The following is a 21,181-nucleotide window of genomic DNA, read 5'->3' on the forward strand; positions in this document are numbered from 1 at the left end:
AACAAAATTATGTTAAAATTGAAAGTTCCCCTGCGATGTCAGTTTGTCAGCTTTGTAATTCTGGTATTTTTTTTGTCATGCTATGGAAAAAAGAAAACTATTTAACAATGGCTACAGGCAAAATCAATGTTTCCGTAGAGAACATATTTCCCCTAATCAAGAAATTTCTATATAGTGACCATGAAATCTTTCTTAGGGAGCTCATTTCCAACGCCACGGATGCAACCTTAAAACTGAAACACCTCACGTCCATTGGTGAGGCCAAAGTAGAATATGGCAATCCTCAGATTGAGGTCAAAGTGGATAAGGACAACAACCAAATCCGTATTGCTGACCAAGGTATCGGTATGACTGCCGAGGAAGTAAAAAAGTATATCAACGAGGTAGCTTTTTCCGGTGCGGAGGAGTTTTTGGACAAATACAAGGATGCTGGAAAAGATTCAGGAATCATAGGTCACTTTGGACTTGGTTTCTATTCAGCTTTTATGGTGGCAGACAAGGTAGAGATCATCACCAAGAGTTTTAAGGATGAACCAGCGGTTCACTGGACTTGCGACGGATCACCCGAATTTACCTTGGAAGAAACCCAAAAGGACGATAGAGGAACGGAGATCATTCTTCATGTTGCCGAAGATTCCACAGAATTTTTGGAAGGTACCAAAATAAGGGAGCTGTTGACCAAGTACAACAAGTTTATGCCCATCCCCATAAAATTTGGAACCAAAACCGAAACGCTTCCAAAACCTGAAGGTGCCAAAGAAGATGACCCAGCTCCAACCCAGGAAGTGGATGACATCATCAACAACCCTACTCCGGCTTGGACCAAAAAGCCTACAGACCTAAAAGAAGAGGACTATAAGAATTTTTACAGGGAGTTATACCCCATGCAGTTTGAAGAGCCCTTGTTCAACATTCATTTGAATGTGGACTACCCCTTCAACCTGACCGGGATTTTGTATTTCCCCAAATTGACCAACGACCTAAATGTTCAAAAAGACAGGATTCAGCTCTATCAAAACCAAGTTTTTGTAACGGACAATGTAGAGGGGATCGTTCCTGAATTCTTGACCATGCTAAGAGGGGTAATTGATTCTCCGGATATTCCGTTGAATGTTTCCCGTTCCTATTTGCAAGCGGATGGGGCGGTGAAAAAGATATCATCCTACATCACCAAAAAAGTTGCGGACAAACTGAGTTCCCTATTCAAAAACAATCGGGAGGATTTTGAACAAAAATGGAACGATATCAAGGTAGTGATCGAGTATGGTATGCTTTCCGAAGAGAAATTCTTTGAAAAAGCGGACAAATTTGCCCTATACCCTACTGTTGATGGTTCCTACTTCACTTTTGAGGAGCTGGAAAACAAAATCAAGGACAATCAAACGGATAAAGATGACAAATTGGTGGTGCTTTATGCTTCGGACAAAGAGGCGCAGCACAGCTACATAGAAGCTGCCAAAGCCAAAGGTTATGAGGTATTGCTGATGGATTCCCCAATTGTTTCACATCTGATGCAAAAATTGGAAACTTCCAAGGAGAAGCTCTCTTTTGCCCGTGTGGATGCGGACCACTTGGACAACCTGATCAAAAAAGAGGATACCGCTATTTCCAAACTTTCCGACGAAGAGAAAGACCGCCTCAAGGCCGATTTGGAAAAAGTTGTCCAAGAGAAGGGATATACGATCCAAATGGAAGCCATGGACAGCAGTGCTTCGCCATTTATCATTACAGAACCGGAATTTATGCGCCGTATGAAGGAAATGCAGCAAACCGGTGGTGGTGGAATGTTCGGGATGGGCAATATGCCGGAAATGTACAATTTGATCGTAAATACCAACCACGAATTGGTGGGCGAAATCCTAAATACCAAAACGGCGAAAAAACGGGAGCGTTTGATCAATCAATCCTTGGATTTGGCACGTTTGTCCAAAGGACTGCTTAAAGGTGAGGAGTTGACCAACTTCATTGCCCGTAGCTATGATATGATCAAGTAATTCATACGTTGTCAGTTCGAGCGGTGCCAAGATATGTTTGTATAGTCTTTTAAGACGTTCTCGACTGCGCTCGAACTGACATTTTCATTCTTAAGCCCATCTCTTATTAAAATAGCGCTTGAGGACAAAGGCTTGGAAACATACCATGAGCCCTATAGATCCTGCCATGTAGCTAAAGGTTTTTGAAATCTGAAGCTGCGGCATTCTTGCTGAAAACCAACTTTTGGCATCGGATAATAACTGAATAACTTGCCCTTCGGCTGGCGTTGTTGCTGAATTGGTGGTGAAGAGGTAGAACCCAAAAATTCCCAACATGCCCAGGGCTATTAAAATGGACTTTATGGACATCACGGGTTTATACTCGGCCATAGATTGCTGAAGCTTGGTCACTTCCTTCATAACCACATAAGTAAAATTGGATGATGGAGTTTCCAACGGGGCCTCTTCCATCATTTTATCCACTAGTCTTTCCAATTCTTTATCCTTGTCCATAACTTTGTATTGTTTCTGGTTCCAATTGTTTTTTTAAAATAGCTCCCAGCCTATTTCTTGCCCTAAACAGTTTTACCTTTGCCGTGTTAGCACTTAGATTTAATGCCTTGGCCATTTCTTTAAGGTCTTTTTCTTCAAAATAAAAAAGTGTCAGCAAAGCTGCATCAACAGGCGACAATAGCTGTATACATCTTTTAATGGTTTCAGCTCGCTCTTGCATCACCATTCCGTCAAGGGCATTGCCCATTTCCATCACCGCCTCACTTTTAACCTCCTCAATGGGTGTGTTTTTAAGCTCCTTTTTATGCTTCTTTACCCGATCCAAACAGGTATTGTATGCAATCCTATAGATCCAGGAAGACAGCTTGGCCTCGCCTTTAAAATTCTTTAAGGACTTAAACACCTTTATAAAGGTATCTTGGGCCACCTCCTCTGCCTCTTCCCTATTTTTCAGGGTACGTATGGCAACCGTAAACACCAAGTCCTTGTACTGATCTACAAGGATGGTAAATTCCTGCGTATCCCCATTTAAGATGGCAGCAATATCCGGTTGGTTTTTCGTTTGCTTCATTTGTTTAGTAAGACGACGTTGGAAGGCCCTAGGTTACATTAAATTTAAAAAAAGTATTGGCGCATTTGGACTGCAATTCGTCAATTTGAGTGGTCTTTATGATCCTATAATGAAAAATGGAAAACGGTAAACAAATGTTTGGTGCTTGGTGCTTGGTGCTTGGTGTCTGAAGATGGAAAATGGAAAATGAAAAGTTGAAAACCTCCTAATCCTTAGCACACCCAACAACGAACATCCAGCATTTTGGGTCTGATGTCCGATGTCCGATGTCCGATGATTGAAAATGGAAAATGGAAAGTTGAAAGTTGAAAACGGCCCACCCCAACCTACATCCCGCATCCAGCTAATTGAAAATTCAAAACTCAAAATTTAAAATTGTTGATTGTTAATTTCTCACTGAAAATTGGTAATCGTCAATTGAAAACGCGCATCCGTCAATTCAAAACAGGGATACGTCCATTACTAGATATTTCTTGAGGTAAGCTGGTTTATTTTTCCTGAAAATTAATTTAGGAACAAACCTGCTTTATCATGAAAACTTTCCAAATCAAAAAAATTGCGTACTACCTTTTTTTAGGTGTTTTAACAGTTCTATTTATCAATTGCTCCAAAGACGATCCCAAAGATCCAGAACCTCAACAAATTTCAGGCTGTACCAATCCAGATGCTACCAACTACAACGCAAATGCCACCGAAGATGACGGGTCTTGTATCCTTCCCAAAGCTGAAGTTGAGGGCTGTATGGATCCCAATAGTATTAATTATAATTCCAGTGCCACCCTTGACAACGGTTCCTGTTTATACAATTGCACCGACCCGCTAGCCGAAAACTTCAATGAAGATGCAGAATCCGACAACGGAACCTGTTCGTATTCAGGAGATTTGACCATCCAGTTTACCGAAAACCCAGAAGAATACACTCGAAAAATTCTTTTGGAAGTCGTTTCAGGAACTTGGAGTGGTTGGAGCGTGGATGCCCCTCTTAAAGTCTCCGACCTTGCAGAAAACTATGACAATGTTATCGCCTCTTATTTCTACAATGATAGTGGCTACTTGACCAATGAGTCATTTTATACTTACATAAATGACATCTTCAATGTCCAAGCAATACCGGGAGGCATGATAAATCGTAGAGCTTCTATTGAAAGCGGAGATTATATAATGAGTAGACAAGAATGGGAAGCCAATATGGAAGAGCTAAGTGATGAATCTGCCCAAACAGGAATGGCCATAAGCACCATGATCAACAATGACAACGAACTGGAAATATTTTTGGAAGCAGGTTTTAACGGCGAATTAGAAAAAGTTGCATTACATGTTTATCTCTTGGAAGACGGATTGGTTGAAGGTCAATTCAATTATTACAGCTATGAGTATGGGGACGACTTTCAATCCCATCCATTTCATAATGAACTAAGCTATATAACTGACTATGTACACAACGATGTTTTTCGTGAGGCTTTGACACCGTTAGAAGGCCTTGAAATACCAAACGAAGTAATTGCTGAGCAAGGAAAATTTCAACGCATGTTCAAAATCAGTGACCTAAGTAATTACAATACGGATAATCTAAAGATTGTCGCGTTCGTCGCCAAAAATGGGGAGTCCATAGACCAAAAATATATACTTAATGCCCAGCTATTAACGGTGAATGGGGATGGCTCCCTAGCCGTACAAGATTACGATTAAGACCATATAGTTTGACATAAACATTTGTCTTTAGCCCTGCCAGATTTCATTTGAATTGGTGGGGCTTTTTCATTTGATCTAAAATTCAAGTTCAGGAAATGGAAAACCACCTCATCCCTAGAACACCCAACAACTAGCATCCAGCATCTTGGGTCTTGGGTCTTGGGTCTTGGGTCAAATACATCGAGAATTAGAATTTTATAAGAAAACCATTGTTCTCGACCTGCCTGCCGGCAGGCAGGTACTTTTTCCTTCGGAAAAAACTCGAACTGACGGTTTTTGAGTTAAGGTGTCTTCAAATTCACCACGGAAATATACAAGATGAACTGTAACCTCATCAAAAAAAGTGTCGTCTTATCGCAAAACGAGTTTATTAATCAATTAAAAAACGAACAACATGGCAGAAGCAATTTTAATTCCAATCAGCTTTTTTCTGGTAGTTTTCGCAATTTGTTACCTCTATTTTTCCACTCGCAATAAAGAACGACTGGCCTTAATAGAAAAAGGGGTGGATGCCAGTATCTTTTTCAAGTCCAAGGACGATGGCGAACTGTCCACCTGGAAAATTGTATTGATCAATTTTGCCGTTCTTCTTATGAGTATAGGAATTGCCATCTTTTTAGGTTCTTCCATGGTCAACGGTTTGGGCTTGGATGAGGAAATAGCATTTCCCGGAACCATCTTTCTAATGGCAGGAGTTGGCTTGATGGTGGGTTTTTTCATCACCAAAAGGTTCGAGAAAAAGGGATAAAAAAAGAATATCTTTCTGTTAAAGACCATCGGTAATCCCGGTGGTTTTTTTAATTTCAGCCTATGCGAATCATCTCTACCAATTTAGGCAAGCCCACCCCCATAGTCTGGAACGGTCAGGAAACCACCACGGGGATTTTCAAGTACCCTGTAAACGAACCTATTACCTTGGAATCTGAAAGTGTTGCCCAGGACAATATCAGCGACAGAAAAGTGCATGGAGGCGTTTTTAAGGCCTGTTATCTCTTTGCAAAAGAACAATATCCCTATTGGAAGGAAAAGTACCCCAACCTAGATTGGGATTGGGGCATGTTTGGGGAAAACTTGACTGTTGAAGGCTTGGATGAGACCACCCTTAAAATTGGAAATATCTACAAAGTGGGTACTGCCTTGGTTCAAGTTACGCAACCACGGGAGCCCTGTTTTAAACTGGGAATTCGATTTGATGACCAGGACATTTTAAAAACATTCATTGATCACGGGTATCCAGGAACTTATATACGGGTTTTGGAAGTTGGTCAAGTCCAGGTTGGGGATGAATTTGTTTTGGTTGAGGAATCTCCAAATCCTTTGACCACCCAACAATTTTATCAACTGCTTTTTACCCGAAAAAAAGACGCAGAGCAGATACAGTTGGCTTTGGCAAATGAGGCCTTACCACAACGGAAAAGGGACAAGATGCGGAGGTTTCTGAAATAGGTTCAAGCGCAAGTTTCAAGTTCAGCGTTCAGCGGTCAAATAGTGGAAAATGCAAAGTTGAAAACGGCTTATCTCAATGAACATCCTACATCCAGCACCTAGCATCTTGGCTCTTGGGTCTTGAGTCTGATGTCTGGTGTTTGGTGTTTGGTGTTTAAAGATTGCCTATTTTGAACATCCAGCATCCCACATCAAGCATCCCACATCAAGCATCCCACATCCAGCATCCAGCATCCTACATCCAACACCTAGCATCCAGCACCTAGCATCTTGGCTCTAGAGTCTTGGGTCAAATGAATTGAATATTGTTAATTGAACATTGTCCATTGAAAATCCGTCAATTGAAAACAGGCATCCGTCAATTCAAAGCAGGCATACGTCCATTGGGATAGAAAAAGGTTACAATCCCGATGTACTTTTGGACCTTAGTGCAACAGAACCATTGCAATCCAAGATTACGATTGAAGTGATGTAATTAGTTAGTGTTCTTTTTGGCCTGTCGGGTGCAATGGGCTTTTCTTTTCCCGGCAGGTCTTTTTTTGTTTAACCACAAAAAAAGAGGCCCAAAATTGGGCCTCCCTCAAAACTGAATTTAACTAAACAAACTTATTTTACGCTCATGGTCTCCTTATAGGTACCAGATTCGTTAACTACCACTACAGTATAGCTGTCTTTAAAGGCCTTTTCAAAATTGAAAGCTTTTTCAACCACAAGTTCACCACTCACAGTTTCTTTGAAAACCAGCCTGTTTTGACTGTCATATACTTTTAGAGTTACTTTCTCCTTGGATAGGTTCAAAAGGTTCACAAACAATTTGTCTCCTTTCTTTACAAATACAGGATCAAGTTCAATGTTGATCAAATTTTTCTCTACCTCGCTTTTTGCAGGTCCGTTTGCATATCCCATTGTACCCAAAAGGAATGCTGCTACTGTAACATAATTCAAAACTGATTTCATAACGTTTCGTTTTTTTAATAATTACAAGACAAAACTACTATGGCAATTCAGCTCCCAACACTACCCTATTTTCCAATTTATGTTCAATTTTACCCTATTGAGCATGTTAATATGGTGTTAAGGTTAAAATAGCACATATTTTAGGTAATTTTGCATAGCAGCTTGGTTTAAAGCACCTTAATTTTACAATACCAAATAAAATTGAACGCGATGAAACAGAAGCCCGCTTTTGAAGCTATTGAACCTACTTTCGGGCACTCGTTTACCTACCAAAAGTTTAACGAGAACAACGAAAACAAAAACAATGCTTGGCACTATCACCCAGAATTGGAGTTGGTCTATATAAACGGGGGGTCTGGCAAAAGGCAAATTGGCAGCCATGTCTCCTATTTCAGGAACGGGGATCTAATCTTAATCGGATCCAATCTGCCTCATTGTGGTTTTACAGATAAGTTGACCGGCAATAAAAGTGAGACCATTGTACAGATGAAATTGGATTTTCTGGGAAATGACTTCTTTAATATCCCGGAAATGAAGAATATTCAAACATTGTTTGAAGTGGCAAAAGGTGGTATTGCCTTCTTTGGAAAAACGAAGCTCAAGGTGGGAGAAAAAATGGAAATTTTGGAGTATCAGACAGATTTTCAGCGTTTGCTCTCTATCCTGAACATTTTAAACCAATTGGCAACCTCGGAAGAAATCAAAGTGTTGAATGCCGAAGGTTTTTCCATGGAGACCGAGGTCAAGGACAATGACAGGATCAATATTGTTTTTAACCATGTAAAGGCTAATTTCAAGGAGGATATAAGCTTGGAAGAAATTGCGGATTTAGTTAGTATGACCGTTCCCTCTTTTTGCAGATACTTCAAAAAAATAACCCATAAAACCTTTACCCAATTTGTGAATGAATATCGGTTGGTACATGCCTCCAAACTTTTGGCGGAGCAGCCCATCAGCATCACTGAGGTATGTTATGAAAGTGGATTCAACAATTTTTCACACTTCAATAAAAGTTTTAAGGCCTTTACAGGGCAAAATCCATCGGAGTACAGAAACCAATTGAGAAAAGTCCTCAAATAAAATGGAGCTTTTTGACACCAAAATAAACTTGGATCTGCCAAACGCTGATATTATTTATCATCCTTCATTTCTAAGTCCTGAACGGGCCAACCACTTCTTCCGAATACTGGGTGAAACTATACCTTGGCAGCAGGATCAAATTACTGTTTTTGGCAAAACCCATCCCCAACCAAGACTCACGGCTCTATATGCCGATAATGACAAAACCTATTCCTATTCTGGAATTACCATGAACCCACACAGCTTTACACCTGAATTGCAACAAATTAAAAATGAGGTGGAGCAATTGGCCCAGATCACCTTTACCACCTGCCTACTTAACTTTTATAGGGATGGAAAAGACAGCAACGGCTGGCATTCCGATGACGAAAAGGAATTGGGAACAAACCCAATAATTGCTTCGGTAAGTCTGGGCGCCGAACGCTTTTTTCATTTGAGAAACAAGACAGACAAAGGAATAAAGTCCAAAATACTATTGCAGCATGGGAGCTTATTGATCATGAAAGGGACAACACAACATTTTTGGCAGCATCAAATCCCTAAAACCTCAAAGAAGATTGGTGGACGAATCAATCTAACGTTTAGGGTAATCAAGTAGGCGCTAGTCAAAAAGATCATTGAGCACCTTGGCTAAACGAAATCCTCCTCTTTGAAGCTGTTGGAAAAGTACCTCATTATATTTATAGCCATACTGGTAGCCGAGCTTGTCTCCCGTTTTGGCCGAGTCGTAAATATCGGCACATATTTCATGAGACTCCTCAACCCAGTCGTATATGGTTCCCTCCTGTACTTTCTTACGTTCCTTACGGCTCAAATGGTCCAGTTCAGTGGCCAATTCCGTATAGGTCATGCCGTAGGATTCAATCAGGTTTTTGTCCCATACCCTATGCAAATTGCTTCCTTCCCCAAACCACTGCACCTGAATGGAATTACCGCCTTTGTCCTCCGCCCTACTGGCATGCATGGGCTGATGCAGATCGCCAATCAAATGTACCAGCATTTTAAGATGGAAAGAACGGGTCTTCTTACTGTTTTCTTTGTTCTTGATTATGCGAATACACTCCTCTATCCCCGTGATTATATCACCGTATTTACTTTTTTCCGAATCCTCGTATCGCGTGCCCAAAGGATAATTCACAAAATGCCAGGCAAAATAACCCGAATATTTACGATCTGCCTTGATTTCATCTGCAAAGGTGGAAACATACGCTAAGCTGTGTCCGTCCAATAAATCTTTTAATGCCCTTTTAGCTTTTCCGTTCAAATGATTTTGGGCTATATGTCCGGTTACCCGATGTCCCGTTTTACCCCAAAAGGTATTACTGAAAATCAAAGTGGGGACAAGCAAAAATAGAAAGGTGAGATTTCTCATGATTGATGATTTTTTCAAATGTAAAAACTACAAATCAAACTTTGTAACGCCTCATCGATTAATTGAAAACAGTCATTCGTCAAGTGAAAACAAACGATTGTATTTTTTAGGATTTTTTTAACTACGGTTGCCCTTAAATTTGTCAATCTAACTCAAACACCCGTATGTTGAAACTTCGTTTGGTACTGGCCTTGGCCATATCACCTTTGCTCCTAACCGCACAATCCAACGAGAAGAGTTTTACCGTAAAATATATTACCCAACCCATTACCGTAGATGGCATTCTGGACGAATCTGTCTGGGAAACAGCGGAAAGTGCACATGGTTTTCAACAGTACTTTCCAACAGATTCTATTTTGGCCGAGCAAAAGACGGAAATTAAAATGCTTTTTGATGATACCACCCTGTATATTGGGATTCGCCAGGAAGCCGAGGGAAAGGAATATATCACTCCCTCCTTGCGCAGGGATTACCGCGCCGGTAACAGCGACAACATAACCCTATTGTTTGATACGTTTAATGACGGAACCAATGCCTTTCTATTTGGAATCAACCCATTGGGCGTACGAAGGGAAGCCCTAATTTCTGGTGGAGGCAACGACCTCAGGGGTTTTACCACTTCCTGGGACGTGAAATGGCGCGGTGAATCAAAAATTCACGATACGTATTACATCTCGGAAATGGCCATTCCTTTGACCTCCTTTAAATTCAGGGAAGGTGAGACTAAATGGCGATTCAACAGCTACCGTTTTGATTTGCAAAGCAACGAACGGAGCAATTGGACCAAAATACCCCAAAACCAATGGGTCTTCAATTTGGCCTTCATGGGTGATATGCATTTTGAAAAACCATTGGGAAAATCGAGAACTCCCTTAGCTTTGATACCCTATATCAACGGGATTTCAGGTAAGGATTTTGAAAATGATGAGTCCAGAAACAACGTCAAAATTGGAGGGGATGCCAAAGTGGCCATTGGAAATGGAATGAACTTGGATATTACCCTCAATCCCGATTTTTCGCAGGTAGAAGTAGATAATTTTATCACCAACCTTACCCGCTTTGAGGTGTCACTTCCGGAAAGACGGCAGTTTTTTATTGACAACAGCGACCTTTTTTCCAGTTTTGGGGGAGGAAGGGATGCCAATCCGTTTTTCTCCAGACGAATTGGTATTGCCAAAGATGCCGATGATAATACCATAGAGAACAAAATTATTGGCGGGGTGCGTTTAAGCGGTAAACTCAACAATAATCTTAGACTTGGGTTTCTTAACATTCAGACCGAAGAAGATGAAACCAATGAAATAGCCTCCAACAACAACATGATGTTGGCCTTGCAGCAAAAGGTGTTTTCACGTTCAAATGTGAGCATGTTCTTTATTAACAGGCAGTCTTTTGACTCACCTGATTTTTTGGATGAAAGCGAGGAATACAACCGCGTGGTGGGCTTGGATTATAATTTGGCCAGTGCTGACAATACATGGAACGGTAAATTTTATGGTCATAAATCATTTCAGCCCAATGACAGTAAGGGAAATTATTCCTTTGGTGGTTTTGCAAACTATAACGCCAAGAATTACGGAGGGTTTTTGGATATCGTCTATATTGATGAGGAATTCGAGTCTGATTTAGGATTTATCCCCAGAAAGGATATTTTTAAGGTTGCTTCTAGCTTAAACCGAAACTTTTGGCCTCAAAATAAGGCGCTCAACAGCCATTCCATCAGCCTATTCTCCGTATACACTTGGAGACCTCAATTGGACTACCAAAATACCGATTATTTCTACAACCTAAGCTGGGAAGCCATGTTTACCAACCTTTCGGAGTTCAGCGCAGAGTTGGAACATCGTTTCATCTATCTAACAGAGGAATTTGATCCCACGGGAAAGGATGGTGCCGTACCCCTACCTGAAAATAATGGTTATTATTTTACCTCAGCGGAACTGGAATATCAATCAGACAGAAGAAAAACACTTTCTTTCAGTGTTGAGCCCTCTTATGGGGAATTTTTTAATGGGAAACGATTTTCTTTGGAAGGCGATATGATGCTTCGCTTCCAACCCAAGGTGAATTTGTCCATGATGTTCAATTATGACCATATAGACCTTCCCGCTCCCTATGCAAGAGCAGATATATGGCTTGTGGCCCCGAGGGTGGATATCACCTTTAGTAAATCCATTTTTTGGTCAACTTTGGTGCAGTACAGCAACCAGAGGGACAATCTTGGTTTCAACTCCAGGCTACAATGGCGTTTTGCGCCTCTTTCTGATTTGTTTTTGGTATACAATGACAATTATTTTGTCAATACCTTTATGCCCAGAAATAGGTCCATTAACCTAAAGCTTACCTATTGGCTCAATATTTAGCATGAACTTTAAGATACTTTGTTCGGATTTGGACGGTACCCTCCTGTCCAGCAAGAATGACGTTTCAGATTTTACAGTTTCAGAAATCAATCGGATAAAGAACCGAATGCGGGTGGTATTGGTTTCTGCCCGAATGCCCAAGTCCATGAGGTATCTCCAGGATAGAATGGATATTGGAGGTAATCCGTTTGTTTGTTATAACGGCGCCTTGGTTTTGCACAATGCGGATGAGCTTTGCAACATTATGATATCCATTAATCAAGCTAAAGAACTCTATGCTGTTTGTGATGACCATGGGATAAAGCTGGGACTTTATCAAAACGAGGAGTGGTGTGTAGAGGCGACTTCGGAACGTGTGGAAAAGGAAATTTTCAACACAAAGGCCCAACCCATATTTGAAACCACAACCAAAACCCTGCAACGTTGGGAACAGAATAATACCGGCCCGCATAAAATCATGCTTATGGGTACTAAGCAGATGATGGATGAAATAACTCCTGTTTTGGAATCCCATTTTTCCGATACCATGAATTGCTATCGATCCAATGACACCTTGATAGAAATTGCACCTAAAGCAGTTTCCAAATTGGGAGCCATCCAATCTTTATTGCATTCGGATGAAACCCTCGAAGATGTAATCGCCTTTGGCGATAATTTCAATGATGTGGAGATGCTTCAAAAGGTTGGCTGCGGAGTTGCTGTTGCCAATGGGCGGGATGAAGCCAAAGAAGTGGCCAATTGGGTTACTTTGAGCAATAAGGAACACGGGGTTGCCCAATTTATCAAGGACCATCTTTGATTTTCCTATATTTGGGAGTCACTAGATTTATTGTATGAACCAACTACCCTTTACCGAAGATACCATCATCTTTGGTCTTCTCTGTTTATGTCTCGGTTTTGTTTTTTACACCTCCTCCATTAAGACAGGCTTTTGGAAAAAATTCTATGGCATCGTGCCAACAGTACTCATGTGCTATTTACTGCCTGCCATCTTGGCCAGTACGGGAATCGTGGATGAAAAATCCTCCAATACCTATTATATGGCTAGTCGGTATTTGTTGCCTGCAGCCTTGATCCTAATGACTTTGAGCATAGACCTAAAGGCCATTGCAAACTTGGGTTCCAAAGCATTGATCATGTTTTTGACCGGATCGGCAGGAATTATCATTGGAGGGCCCGTTGCTATATTGATTGTATCCATATTTTCTCCAGAAACGGTTGGCGGTAATGGATTTGATGCCGTATGGCGTGGGTTGGCCACCATTGCCGGAAGTTGGATAGGTGGCGGTGCCAATCAAGCTGCCATGTTGGAAGTTTTCCAATTTAACCAGGAAAAGTACGGCGGAATGGTGCTAGTGGATATTGTGGTAGCCAATCTTTGGATGGCCATACTGTTATTGGGTATCGGTAAAACCAAAAAAATAGATAATTGGCTGAAGGCGGATACCTCATCCATTGAGGAACTGAAGGAAAAAGTCAGTACGCATACCGCGAAAATAGCGCGCGTGACTTCCTTACATGATTTTATGATGATGTTGCTTTATGCTTTTGCAGGGGTTGGAATTGCTCATTTAGCGGGACATCACTTTGCGGAGTTTTTGGAAGCCAATTTTGAAGTCATCCGAAACAAAGAAAAAATTCTGTCGTCCCTAGGCTCCAAATTTCTATGGATGGTGGTTTTTGCAACCACAATTGGGATAGGTCTTTCCTTTACCAAAGCCAAAAACTACGAGGGGGCAGGGGCCAGTAAGATCGGAGGCATGTTCATCTACATTTTGGTGGCAACCATTGGGATGAAAATGGATTTGGGCCGGGTTATGGAAAATCCAGGACTCATTGCCATTGGGCTGGTTTGGATTACCATCCACGCAGGTTTATTGATCTTGGTGGCCAAATTAATCAAGGCACCTTACTTCTTTTTGGCAGTGGGCAGTCAAGCCAATGTAGGCGGGGCTGCTTCAGCACCAGTTGTAGCGGCAGAGTTTCACCCCTCCTTGACCTCGGTTGGGATTTTGCTGGCCGTTTTTGGATATGTGGTGGGTACCGCGGGCGCTTATTTATGTGCTTTGCTGATGGAAGTTGCTTCCAAGGTTTAATTATTCCATAAGTTTATGCATATTTGCCACGCAAAAAATTTATTCATGAAGCGGATTTTATCAGTTTTGACCCTCCTTGTGCTTTTGGTATCCTGTGCAAGCAAAACCGAAAATACAATGACGGTCTTGGGTAACATCAAAGGACTTAAAAAGGGAACCTTATACCTTCAACATTTTAAGGACTCTAATTTAGTTGTTTTGGATTCTGTTGAGATTCAAGGTGATGGGAATTTTGTTTTTGCCCATGAATTGGATGAACCCGATGTATTCTACCTCTATCTGAACAAACAAGACAACAACGACCTCAACGACCGTATTACCTTTTTTGGAGAATCGGGAGACATCACCATCAATACAAATTGGAATACTTTTGACCTAAACCCTGAAATTTCCGGTTCCATCAGCAATAAAAAGCTAGAGGAATTCAATGATATGATGTCACAATTCGGGATACGTGAATTGGAATTGTTTCAGTTGGCCGCCCAACCTGAATTTCAAGAAGATACCCTTAAACAGGATTCCATTCAAAGACTTATCGATAGAAACGTACTTGGCACGTATAGATACGCATTAAATTTTGGGTTGATCAATGGAGATTCTTATGTTACCCCCTATCTTATGACAACGGTAGCGGAAGTGGTAAATCCAATATATTTGGATTCCGTTTATAAGGTGCTGGAACCCCAAGTAGCTTCCTCCAAGTACGGGAAACTTCTAAGGGCGCAATTGGATGGCCAATAGTATCTAGTTAGAGAGCTTATTGAACTCTTGAACCAAAGCCGTCGCCTTCTCTTCCAATAGATTTCGGATATTTTTAAAATGGGCTTTGTTGTTTTCCACATCCTTTTGATGGATCTTGGCCATAAGCTCATCAAAAACGTTAATGGCTTTGTCAATGATTACGGTTCCCTCTTCTGAATCCTTTTTGTCAGAACCAGCTTCCCACAGGTAAACCGCCTCAATAATGTCTCCCAAGACAAAATTGACATCTTTCTTTAAATCGCGAATACTTGCCATACTAGTGTTTTTTCAAATGTACTATTAAATGGTTACTTCTAAAAGTTTGACTCCTTCTGTAGCAATGTTAATTTTTGTGCTGGCAGCAGGAACCAATACTGTTTCACCTTTCCTTATAAGTGCACTGCCTCCATCATTGCTTATGTTCGCTTCCCCTCCCACACACATGTAAATGCTAAAGGAATCCCTGTTTGTTACATCCTGTTCCAAGGAGTTGGTGAGTTCCATAAAGTTGGTTTTGAAATATGGGCAATCCACCATTTCATTTACCCTGTCCTGTTCATTGGAATAATTCACTTTGAAATCATCCTTCTTGGCATAGTCCATGGCATCCAAAGCCAATTCAGTGTGCAATTCCCGGAGATTTCCGTTTTTATCCCTTCGGTTAAAGTCGAAAACCCTGTAGGTAACATCTGAAGTCTGCTGGATTTCGGCCAGCAATACCCCAGCTCCAATTGCATGGATTTTGCCTGTATTGATGAAAAAGGTATCCCCTTCAGCTACTTCCTCATAGTTCATTAAACTTTCCAAGGTTCCTTCCTCCAAGCTTTTTACATACTCTTCCTTTTCCACATCCCTGTTAAAACCCACAATCAGTTTTGCTCCTGGATCGGCGTCCATCACATACCACATTTCGGTTTTTCCAAAGGAATTATGCCTTTTTTTGGCCAATTCGTCATTAGGGTGCAACTGAATGGATAAGTCTTGTTTGGCATCAATAAATTTGATTAAAATGGGAAAATCCAACCCAAAGCGCTCAACCACACTTTTACCCAATAAGGACTCTCCATTACTTTGAATCAGTTCTTGCAATGAAGTGCCCTTCAAATCTCCATTTTCAACCACCGAAATATCTCCATCAACCCCGGAAAGCTCCCAGCTTTCACCGGTAATATCACTTTCTATGGATTTGTTCAGTACATCTTTTAGCTTGGTACCACCCCAAAGTCGTTCTTTAAGAATGGGAGTAAATTTTAAAGGGTAGTTGTTCATTTTATCCTGAGTATGTTACAAAATTTCGAGGGGTTTCATAGAGCACCACCTCAAGTTCTTTGTCTTTATGAATATGTGGTCTTAGTTTATTCCAGATTACGATTGCAATGTTTTCAGCGGTGGGATTCAAATCCTTGAATTCTGGAACATCCAAGTTCAAATTTTTATGATCTAAGGCCTCTTCCACATGTTCCTTGATCAATTCTTTCAAAATCTTAAGATCCATAACAAAACCGGTTTCTGGATCAATTTCCCCTGTAACACTAACAACAAGGTCATAGTTGTGTCCGTGGTATCTGGGATTGTTACATTTTCCAAAAATGGCATCGTTCTTTTCATCACTCCAATCCGCCCTAAACAAACGATGCGCAGCATTGAAACTTGCCTTTCTGCTTGCCTTAACCTTCATGTTCGGTATTATTATCGGTTAGGTAATTGTAAAAACGCTCAAAAATAATCTTGAACCAAGCCGTATACCTATCTGGATTTAGGGCTATGTCCTGCTTGATATCCGAAGGTTGCATCCATTTCCAACCTTCAACTTCCTCAGGATTTATTTGTGGCGAATCATTGTAATGCCCCATCATCACATGATCTAGCTCATGTTCTGTCAACCCATTATCAAAAGGAGCTTTGTAAATAAAAGAAAACAGCTCTCGAAGCTCTGTGGAAAATCCCATTTCCTCCATCAATCGCCTTTGACCAGCTTGAATATTGGTTTCACCGTCACGTTGGTGGCTGCAACAGGTGTTGGTCCATAAAAGTGGGGAATGGTATTTATCCTTGGCCCGTTGTTGCAACATGGTCTCCCCCTTATTGTTCATAATAAAAACGGAAAAAGCTCTGTGAAGTACTGCTTTTTCATGGGCTTCCATCTTGGGCATCAAACCAATGGGTTCATCATTGGTGTTGACCAATATCACCTTTTCCTCTTCCATGGGGTAAAAATATGACCTTTGTCACGATTTAAGCCCTAAGAGTTTCTAAAAAATGTGGCTTTTGGTGAATTATTTAGAAGAATCGAGGGGATTTTAGGTTTCCCAAATTCTTGATGAAATCGTATCTGAAGATTACTTCAAAAGAGCCATCATTAAATGTGGCAGCACCCAAATCCGTAATTTCCCGATCGTAGGCGAGTCCCAAAAAGATTTCATCGGACAGTCGGAAGCCAACAAGCCCACTGAAGGCAGCATCCCAACGGTACGCAATTCCTCCAACAAATTTCTCGTTCAGCATGAAATTGGCCGAGAGGTCCACTTGCAAAGGAGCCCCTTGGACCATTTTACCCAAAATGGTTGGTTTGAACTTTAAGAAGGGATTGATATCCCAAACGTAGCCGGTAATCATATACCAATTGATACGTTCTTTGGCGGTAGATACCGAGGCTTGATCAAAATGCGTAGTTTCCAGTAATCTGGGCACAGACGCACCCGCATAAAATCGATCGGTATGATAATACACTCCAGCTCCGATATTTGGTGAAAACTTATTACGGATGTCTTGTTGCGCCTGTAATTGTGGATCAATCTCAAATTCGTCCAATTCCGAATATCGAATGTCCAACATGTGGGCACTGGCCTTAAGACCAAAGCTCAGTTTACCGTCAAAAGAAGTTTGAATGGTATAGGAGAAATCCACATCAAAATAGGTTTCCGAGGTGGGCCCAATTTTATCATTTACCACGGAAAGACCAAGGCCAACACCTCGGTATCCCAAAGGGGTGTGTACGTTGAGCGTTTGGGTTTCAGGTGCCCCATCCAATCCCAACCATTGGTTCCTATACAGGGCGGCTATGCTTAAATGCCCACGGGAGCCCGCGTAACCAGGATTTACACTTACCGTGTTATACATGTATTGGGTATACTGGGCATCCTGTTGTGCATGAATCGAAGGAGCCAAGCACAACACTATCAAAATCCGCAACCATTTTATTTTTTTCCTAATATCCTTTACCACAGCTTCAAATTCGTTTATCGGTTAATGTATAGGTAGCCTGATAGTTGGTTCATTCTTCCTGTTGGGTCTTGGTAGTCTATGATATAGAAATACGTACCTACTGGGAGTTTGTTATCCTTGTTAACAGTTACCCTTCCTTCAGAAGTGCCATCGAAGACATTTCCGGTGGTGTTGTATGACTTGGTTGCGTAGACCTGCACACCCCATCTGTTATAAATCTTTACTGTGTTGTTTGGATAATCTTCTAAATTATTTATGGTGAATACATCATGGATCCCGTCTCCATTTGGCGTTATCACATTGATCACATCAATGGCATCAACCTGGGTTGGGCCAAGATCAGAATCAAGATAGTTCGGTATATTATCTCCATCCGAATCGTCATTAGCGTAGTTGCCGTCACCATTTAAATCTTCGTCAATGGTGGCAATTCCGTCATCATCATCGTCCTCATCTCTATAATCTAGCACCCCATCCGAATCGGTATCCATCAAGTTGGTAATTGGATCATCTATTTCATCATTGACATCGATATCTATGGCTGTTGAACCCTCAAATGCATCATCAAGTCCATCATTGTCCTTATCTGACCCTGTTATGGTTACATCGGCAATTCCATCTTGATCTCGGTCATTTCCTTCAATTAGGTCCGGTACATTATCATCATCACTATCATCATCTACATAATCCGGAATGCCATCTCCTTCAGTATCAACTGGAATCAATCCCACGTTTCCTCCATTTTCGTAAGCATCATCCAAGCCATTGTCATTGGCATCTGTCAAACTAGGTGGAATATATCCGAATGTGGGTTGGGCCTCCACATTATCTGGAATACCATCGTTATCACTGTCTATGTCCAGATAATCAGGAATACCATCCGCATCCGTATCGGTTGGGTCCGTAGTGGGATCGTTATCATTATCCGTGTTCAAGTCCTCAAAAGCGTCAACAATTCCATCATTATCAGCATCTAAATCGATGGTAGGAACATTCACCATAATGGTAATGGTGGCAGTACTACAGTTAGCCGCGCCATCACAAATGGTATAATCCAGGGAATCAGTACCCAAATAGCCCGGATTTGGGGTATACGTAATGAAATCATCCGAAGGATTGGTCGGTGTTCCATTATCATTTAAGACGATGGTTCCATTTGTAGGGCTTGTGGTGGTAATACTTCCGGTAAGCGGTAGATCATTGTCATTGCCCAACATATCAATGTCCAAGGCAACATCCTGATCTGTAGCTACCGAATCATCCAAAGCATCCACAATTGGGAGCACATCAACAGTTACCGTTGCCGTGCTGCATGCCCCAAATAAGTTGCATAAGGTATAGTCAAAAGTGTCGGTTCCGTTGAAATCTGGATCCGGTATGTAAGTCACAATATCGTCCGTTGGGTCATTGGCCGTGCCATTATCATTAATTGTCACACTTCCGTTAGGGGGATCTGTTGTAGTAAGAATGCCATCGGTTGGTAAATCCGTATCATTGGCGAAAATATCCACTACCACACTGGCATCCTCATCCACAGAAACAATATCGTCCACCAAATTACCGGATTGACTCATACAAACTACTGTGAATCGTGGGAGTTCGCTGGAATTCCCTGCTTTGCTTATGGTGGCCACATAGCGTTCCACGGTCTGCGTGCTGGTCACTGTGGGTTGGGTCTGATCTCCTGAGAGCGCAGGGTTCCAACTCACTGTGGCTCCCGAGGGAATACTTGCGGCTATATTCAAAGTAACCTGATTATCTGGAGCAGCACAATCCGTTAAAATAAAGTATCCGGTGGCATTGGATCCACAAAGCGTTCCGTCATAGGTAGCAAAATACACTCCAGGTTGGGTGGCTTCGTAAAAAAAGTCTGTTCCCAAAACGGTTCCCAAATCCGAGGCCTCATACCATTGATAGTTGGTTTCGTCACCACTATTGGGAGCTTGCAGCAAGAATTGTGCTTGTGACAACTGGGTTCCAAAAAACAGAACCAGCAGTGGTATTAATAAAGATTTATGTGGGGCAAATAATCTCAAAATCTTTGTTCAGTCTTTATGTTATTTTACAACGAATACAACATTGATCAATGAATTGTAACCTGTTGGTACCGCATCTACTGTATAAGACATAACTCCTGCGTCACTGATAGATACCCCAGAGAATACACTTGTATCATAATAGGTGATATAATAATGCAATTCATTGGCTGCATAGGTTGGAATAGCACTCGGTGCCGAGGGGTTGCTAACTGCTGGGCTTCCATATTGGGCCACATACTGGGCATGTAAATCAATTGGCGTTGCCGCTCCTACCGAAGATGCAGGTACAGCAATTGAAGGTGGGTAGAAAATACGCGCAGCTTTTGATGTAATGGGTGCAATGGCTTGAATAGCCTCTTCTACCGTTGTTTCGTTTGTAGGCGATGCTTCTCCCGCTTCATCCATGTCCACAGGGGTAACCAAATCTACTTCGCTGGCGTTTTGATCATCGGTACTCACAGCACTTATGTCCACGGTAACTGGGGCAGCACCATCGTCCTGTAAGGAAATCGCAAGCTCTCCGGTACCGGAGTTGAAAGTAAAGCTATCCACCGTTTGGTCATCTGTATCGGTATCTATGGAACTGATGTCAATCGTGTTACCATCCACTATAGACAAGTTTGTCCCCGACAGGCTTAAGGTCTGGTCATCAGTATCTGTATCAATGCTGCTGATATCTATGGTATTTCCTCCGCTAATGGAAAGATTGGTTCCACTGAGACCCAAGGTTTGTCCATCCGTATTTATACTGGAGATATCAACGGTATTTCCATCTACAATAGTAAGGTCAGTTCCAGAAAGACTCAAGGTCTGGTCATCCGTATCCGTGTCGATGGAGCTGATGTCGACTGTGTTACCTCCACTAATGGACAGGTCAGTCCCGCTTAAAGAAAGGGTCTGTGCGTCTGTGTTCACATATCCACTTAAATCAACAGAGTTCCCATCGGCAATGGCAAGGGTGTTGCCCGTCAAACTTAAAGTCTGATCGTCGGTATCCGTATCAATACTGCTGATGTCAACCGTGTTACCTCCACTGATGGACAGGTCAGTCCCGCTTAAAGAAAGGGTCTGTGCGTCTGTGTTCACATATCCACTTAAATCAACAGAGTTCCC

The 21,181-nt window shown here is 41.6% G+C and carries 21 protein-coding genes; 10 read left to right on the top strand and 11 right to left on the bottom strand.

Annotation, left to right across the window (positions count from 1 at the left end):
• Window positions 1–107: 107 nt before the first annotated feature.
• Window positions 108–1,994, top strand: a complete 1,887-nt coding sequence (htpG, locus tag ACRHOZ_RS18235; protein ID WP_431128746.1) for a molecular chaperone HtpG — start codon at window positions 108–110, stop codon at window positions 1,992–1,994.
• Window positions 1,995–2,084: 90 nt separating this feature from the next.
• Here htpG and ACRHOZ_RS18240 read toward each other — a convergent pair whose 3' ends face one another.
• Entirely contained in the window at window positions 2,085–2,486 is a 402-nt protein-coding gene (locus ACRHOZ_RS18240) for a hypothetical protein (RefSeq protein WP_431128749.1), read from the bottom strand.
• Window positions 2,473–3,057: an RNA polymerase sigma factor gene (locus ACRHOZ_RS18245; protein WP_431128752.1), complete on the bottom strand. Its 585-nt coding sequence runs from the start codon at window positions 3,055–3,057 to the stop codon at window positions 2,473–2,475. Before ACRHOZ_RS18245 ends, ACRHOZ_RS18240 begins: the two co-directional genes overlap by 14 nt.
• A gap of 531 nt (window positions 3,058–3,588) precedes the next feature.
• Between ACRHOZ_RS18245 and ACRHOZ_RS18250 the strand changes: the two genes are divergently transcribed.
• The 3 genes from ACRHOZ_RS18250 to ACRHOZ_RS18260 all read left to right on the top strand — a co-directional run bounded on the left by ACRHOZ_RS18250 (window position 3,589) and on the right by ACRHOZ_RS18260 (window position 6,195).
• Window positions 3,589–4,746, top strand: a complete 1,158-nt coding sequence (locus ACRHOZ_RS18250; RefSeq protein ID WP_431128755.1) for an Omp28-related outer membrane protein — start codon at window positions 3,589–3,591, stop codon at window positions 4,744–4,746.
• 397 nt (window positions 4,747–5,143) lie between these two features.
• On the top strand, window positions 5,144–5,497 hold the full coding sequence (locus ACRHOZ_RS18255) for a DUF6249 domain-containing protein (RefSeq protein ID WP_431128758.1): 354 nt from the start codon (window positions 5,144–5,146) through the stop codon (window positions 5,495–5,497).
• Between the two features lie 62 nt (window positions 5,498–5,559).
• The gene (locus ACRHOZ_RS18260) at window positions 5,560–6,195 is read left to right on the top strand and encodes an MOSC domain-containing protein (RefSeq protein WP_431128761.1); all 636 of its coding nucleotides are present in this window, start codon (window positions 5,560–5,562) and stop codon (window positions 6,193–6,195) included.
• A 606-nt stretch (window positions 6,196–6,801) separates the two neighbouring features.
• Here ACRHOZ_RS18260 and ACRHOZ_RS18265 read toward each other — a convergent pair.
• Window positions 6,802–7,152: a hypothetical protein gene (locus tag ACRHOZ_RS18265; protein WP_431128764.1), complete on the bottom strand. Its 351-nt coding sequence runs from the start codon at window positions 7,150–7,152 to the stop codon at window positions 6,802–6,804.
• Between the two features lie 210 nt (window positions 7,153–7,362).
• Here ACRHOZ_RS18265 and ACRHOZ_RS18270 point away from each other — a divergent pair, with 210 nt between their 5' ends.
• Window positions 7,363–8,232, top strand: a complete 870-nt coding sequence (locus ACRHOZ_RS18270; RefSeq protein WP_420399011.1) for an AraC family transcriptional regulator — start codon at window positions 7,363–7,365, stop codon at window positions 8,230–8,232.
• 1 nt (window position 8,233) lies between these two features.
• Entirely contained in the window at window positions 8,234–8,830 is a 597-nt protein-coding gene (locus ACRHOZ_RS18275; RefSeq protein WP_431128767.1) for an alpha-ketoglutarate-dependent dioxygenase AlkB family protein, read from the top strand.
• A gap of 3 nt (window positions 8,831–8,833) precedes the next feature.
• Here the strand turns inward: ACRHOZ_RS18275 and ACRHOZ_RS18280 are convergent, their stop codons facing one another.
• Window positions 8,834–9,604 carry a S1/P1 nuclease gene (locus ACRHOZ_RS18280; protein WP_431128770.1) on the bottom strand — a complete coding sequence of 257 codons (771 nt, stop codon included), beginning with the start codon at window positions 9,602–9,604 and terminating at the stop codon, window positions 8,834–8,836.
• 164 nt (window positions 9,605–9,768) lie between these two features.
• On the opposite strand from ACRHOZ_RS18280, the gene ACRHOZ_RS18285 reads away from it, so the two are divergent.
• From ACRHOZ_RS18285 to ACRHOZ_RS18300, 4 genes are read left to right on the top strand one after another with little or no spacing between them, the layout of a single operon-like run.
• A complete protein-coding gene (locus ACRHOZ_RS18285; protein WP_431128773.1) occupies window positions 9,769–11,967 on the top strand; it encodes a DUF5916 domain-containing protein in 2,199 nt (732 codons plus the stop codon).
• A gap of 1 nt (window position 11,968) precedes the next feature.
• Complete coding sequence (locus ACRHOZ_RS18290; RefSeq protein ID WP_431128776.1) at window positions 11,969–12,766, top strand: Cof-type HAD-IIB family hydrolase; 798 nt, start codon at window positions 11,969–11,971, stop codon at window positions 12,764–12,766.
• A gap of 34 nt (window positions 12,767–12,800) precedes the next feature.
• Window positions 12,801–14,063, top strand: coding sequence for a DUF819 domain-containing protein (locus ACRHOZ_RS18295; protein WP_431128779.1), 1,263 nt, complete (start codon window positions 12,801–12,803; stop codon window positions 14,061–14,063).
• Window positions 14,064–14,108: 45 nt separating this feature from the next.
• Complete coding sequence (locus tag ACRHOZ_RS18300) at window positions 14,109–14,804, top strand: DUF4369 domain-containing protein (RefSeq protein WP_431128782.1); 696 nt, start codon at window positions 14,109–14,111, stop codon at window positions 14,802–14,804.
• Between the two features lie 3 nt (window positions 14,805–14,807).
• Here the strand turns inward: ACRHOZ_RS18300 and ACRHOZ_RS18305 are convergent, their stop codons facing one another.
• The 7 genes from ACRHOZ_RS18305 to ACRHOZ_RS18335 all read right to left on the bottom strand — a co-directional run.
• Window positions 14,808–15,080: a hypothetical protein gene (locus ACRHOZ_RS18305; RefSeq protein WP_431128785.1), complete on the bottom strand. Its 273-nt coding sequence runs from the start codon at window positions 15,078–15,080 to the stop codon at window positions 14,808–14,810.
• Window positions 15,081–15,104: 24 nt separating this feature from the next.
• Entirely contained in the window at window positions 15,105–16,073 is a 969-nt protein-coding gene (locus tag ACRHOZ_RS18310; protein WP_431128788.1) for a type I phosphomannose isomerase catalytic subunit, read from the bottom strand.
• Window position 16,074: 1 nt separating this feature from the next.
• Window positions 16,075–16,482: a 6-pyruvoyl trahydropterin synthase family protein gene (locus ACRHOZ_RS18315; RefSeq protein ID WP_431128791.1), complete on the bottom strand. Its 408-nt coding sequence runs from the start codon at window positions 16,480–16,482 to the stop codon at window positions 16,075–16,077.
• Window positions 16,472–17,011, bottom strand: coding sequence for an isopentenyl-diphosphate Delta-isomerase (idi, locus tag ACRHOZ_RS18320; RefSeq protein WP_431128794.1), 540 nt, complete (start codon window positions 17,009–17,011; stop codon window positions 16,472–16,474). Before idi ends, ACRHOZ_RS18315 begins: the two co-directional genes overlap by 11 nt.
• Window positions 17,012–17,084: 73 nt before the next feature.
• Window positions 17,085–17,996, bottom strand: a complete 912-nt coding sequence (locus ACRHOZ_RS18325) for a PorP/SprF family type IX secretion system membrane protein (protein WP_431128797.1) — start codon at window positions 17,994–17,996, stop codon at window positions 17,085–17,087.
• A gap of 47 nt (window positions 17,997–18,043) precedes the next feature.
• Window positions 18,044–20,065, bottom strand: coding sequence for a gliding motility-associated C-terminal domain-containing protein (locus ACRHOZ_RS18330; protein WP_431128800.1), 2,022 nt, complete (start codon window positions 20,063–20,065; stop codon window positions 18,044–18,046).
• A 21-nt stretch (window positions 20,066–20,086) separates the two neighbouring features.
• On the bottom strand, window positions 20,087–21,181 hold a 1,095-nt coding region (locus ACRHOZ_RS18335), incomplete at its 5' end, for a hypothetical protein (protein WP_431128803.1).

The sequence above is a fragment of the Flagellimonas flava genome (assembly GCF_050617915.1).
Lineage (GTDB): Bacteria > Bacteroidota > Bacteroidia > Flavobacteriales > Flavobacteriaceae > Flagellimonas > Flagellimonas flava_A.

Excerpts from the sequence above, each read along its gene's own strand:
- ACRHOZ_RS18240 (WP_431128749.1), bottom strand. The coding sequence starts at position 2,486 with ATGGACAAGGATAAAGAATTGGAAAGACTAGTGGATAAAATGATGGAA.
- ACRHOZ_RS18270 (WP_420399011.1), top strand. The coding sequence starts at position 7,363 with ATGAAACAGAAGCCCGCTTTTGAAGCTATTGAACCTACTTTCGGGCAC.
- ACRHOZ_RS18275 (WP_431128767.1), top strand. The coding sequence starts at position 8,234 with ATGGAGCTTTTTGACACCAAAATAAACTTGGATCTGCCAAACGCTGAT.
- ACRHOZ_RS18260 (WP_431128761.1), top strand. The coding sequence starts at position 5,560 with ATGCGAATCATCTCTACCAATTTAGGCAAGCCCACCCCCATAGTCTGG.
- htpG (WP_431128746.1), top strand. The coding sequence starts at position 108 with ATGGCTACAGGCAAAATCAATGTTTCCGTAGAGAACATATTTCCCCTA.
- ACRHOZ_RS18285 (WP_431128773.1), top strand. The coding sequence starts at position 9,769 with ATGTTGAAACTTCGTTTGGTACTGGCCTTGGCCATATCACCTTTGCTC.
- ACRHOZ_RS18300 (WP_431128782.1), top strand. The coding sequence starts at position 14,109 with ATGAAGCGGATTTTATCAGTTTTGACCCTCCTTGTGCTTTTGGTATCC.
- ACRHOZ_RS18315 (WP_431128791.1), bottom strand. The coding sequence starts at position 16,482 with ATGAAGGTTAAGGCAAGCAGAAAGGCAAGTTTCAATGCTGCGCATCGT.
- ACRHOZ_RS18265 (WP_431128764.1), bottom strand. The coding sequence starts at position 7,152 with ATGAAATCAGTTTTGAATTATGTTACAGTAGCAGCATTCCTTTTGGGT.
- ACRHOZ_RS18290 (WP_431128776.1), top strand. The coding sequence starts at position 11,969 with ATGAACTTTAAGATACTTTGTTCGGATTTGGACGGTACCCTCCTGTCC.
- ACRHOZ_RS18280 (WP_431128770.1), bottom strand. The coding sequence starts at position 9,604 with ATGAGAAATCTCACCTTTCTATTTTTGCTTGTCCCCACTTTGATTTTC.
- ACRHOZ_RS18250 (WP_431128755.1), top strand. The coding sequence starts at position 3,589 with ATGAAAACTTTCCAAATCAAAAAAATTGCGTACTACCTTTTTTTAGGT.
- ACRHOZ_RS18295 (WP_431128779.1), top strand. The coding sequence starts at position 12,801 with ATGAACCAACTACCCTTTACCGAAGATACCATCATCTTTGGTCTTCTC.
- ACRHOZ_RS18255 (WP_431128758.1), top strand. The coding sequence starts at position 5,144 with ATGGCAGAAGCAATTTTAATTCCAATCAGCTTTTTTCTGGTAGTTTTC.
- ACRHOZ_RS18245 (WP_431128752.1), bottom strand. The coding sequence starts at position 3,057 with ATGAAGCAAACGAAAAACCAACCGGATATTGCTGCCATCTTAAATGGG.
- ACRHOZ_RS18305 (WP_431128785.1), bottom strand. The coding sequence starts at position 15,080 with ATGGCAAGTATTCGCGATTTAAAGAAAGATGTCAATTTTGTCTTGGGA.
- idi (WP_431128794.1), bottom strand. The coding sequence starts at position 17,011 with ATGGAAGAGGAAAAGGTGATATTGGTCAACACCAATGATGAACCCATT.
- ACRHOZ_RS18310 (WP_431128788.1), bottom strand. The coding sequence starts at position 16,073 with ATGAACAACTACCCTTTAAAATTTACTCCCATTCTTAAAGAACGACTT.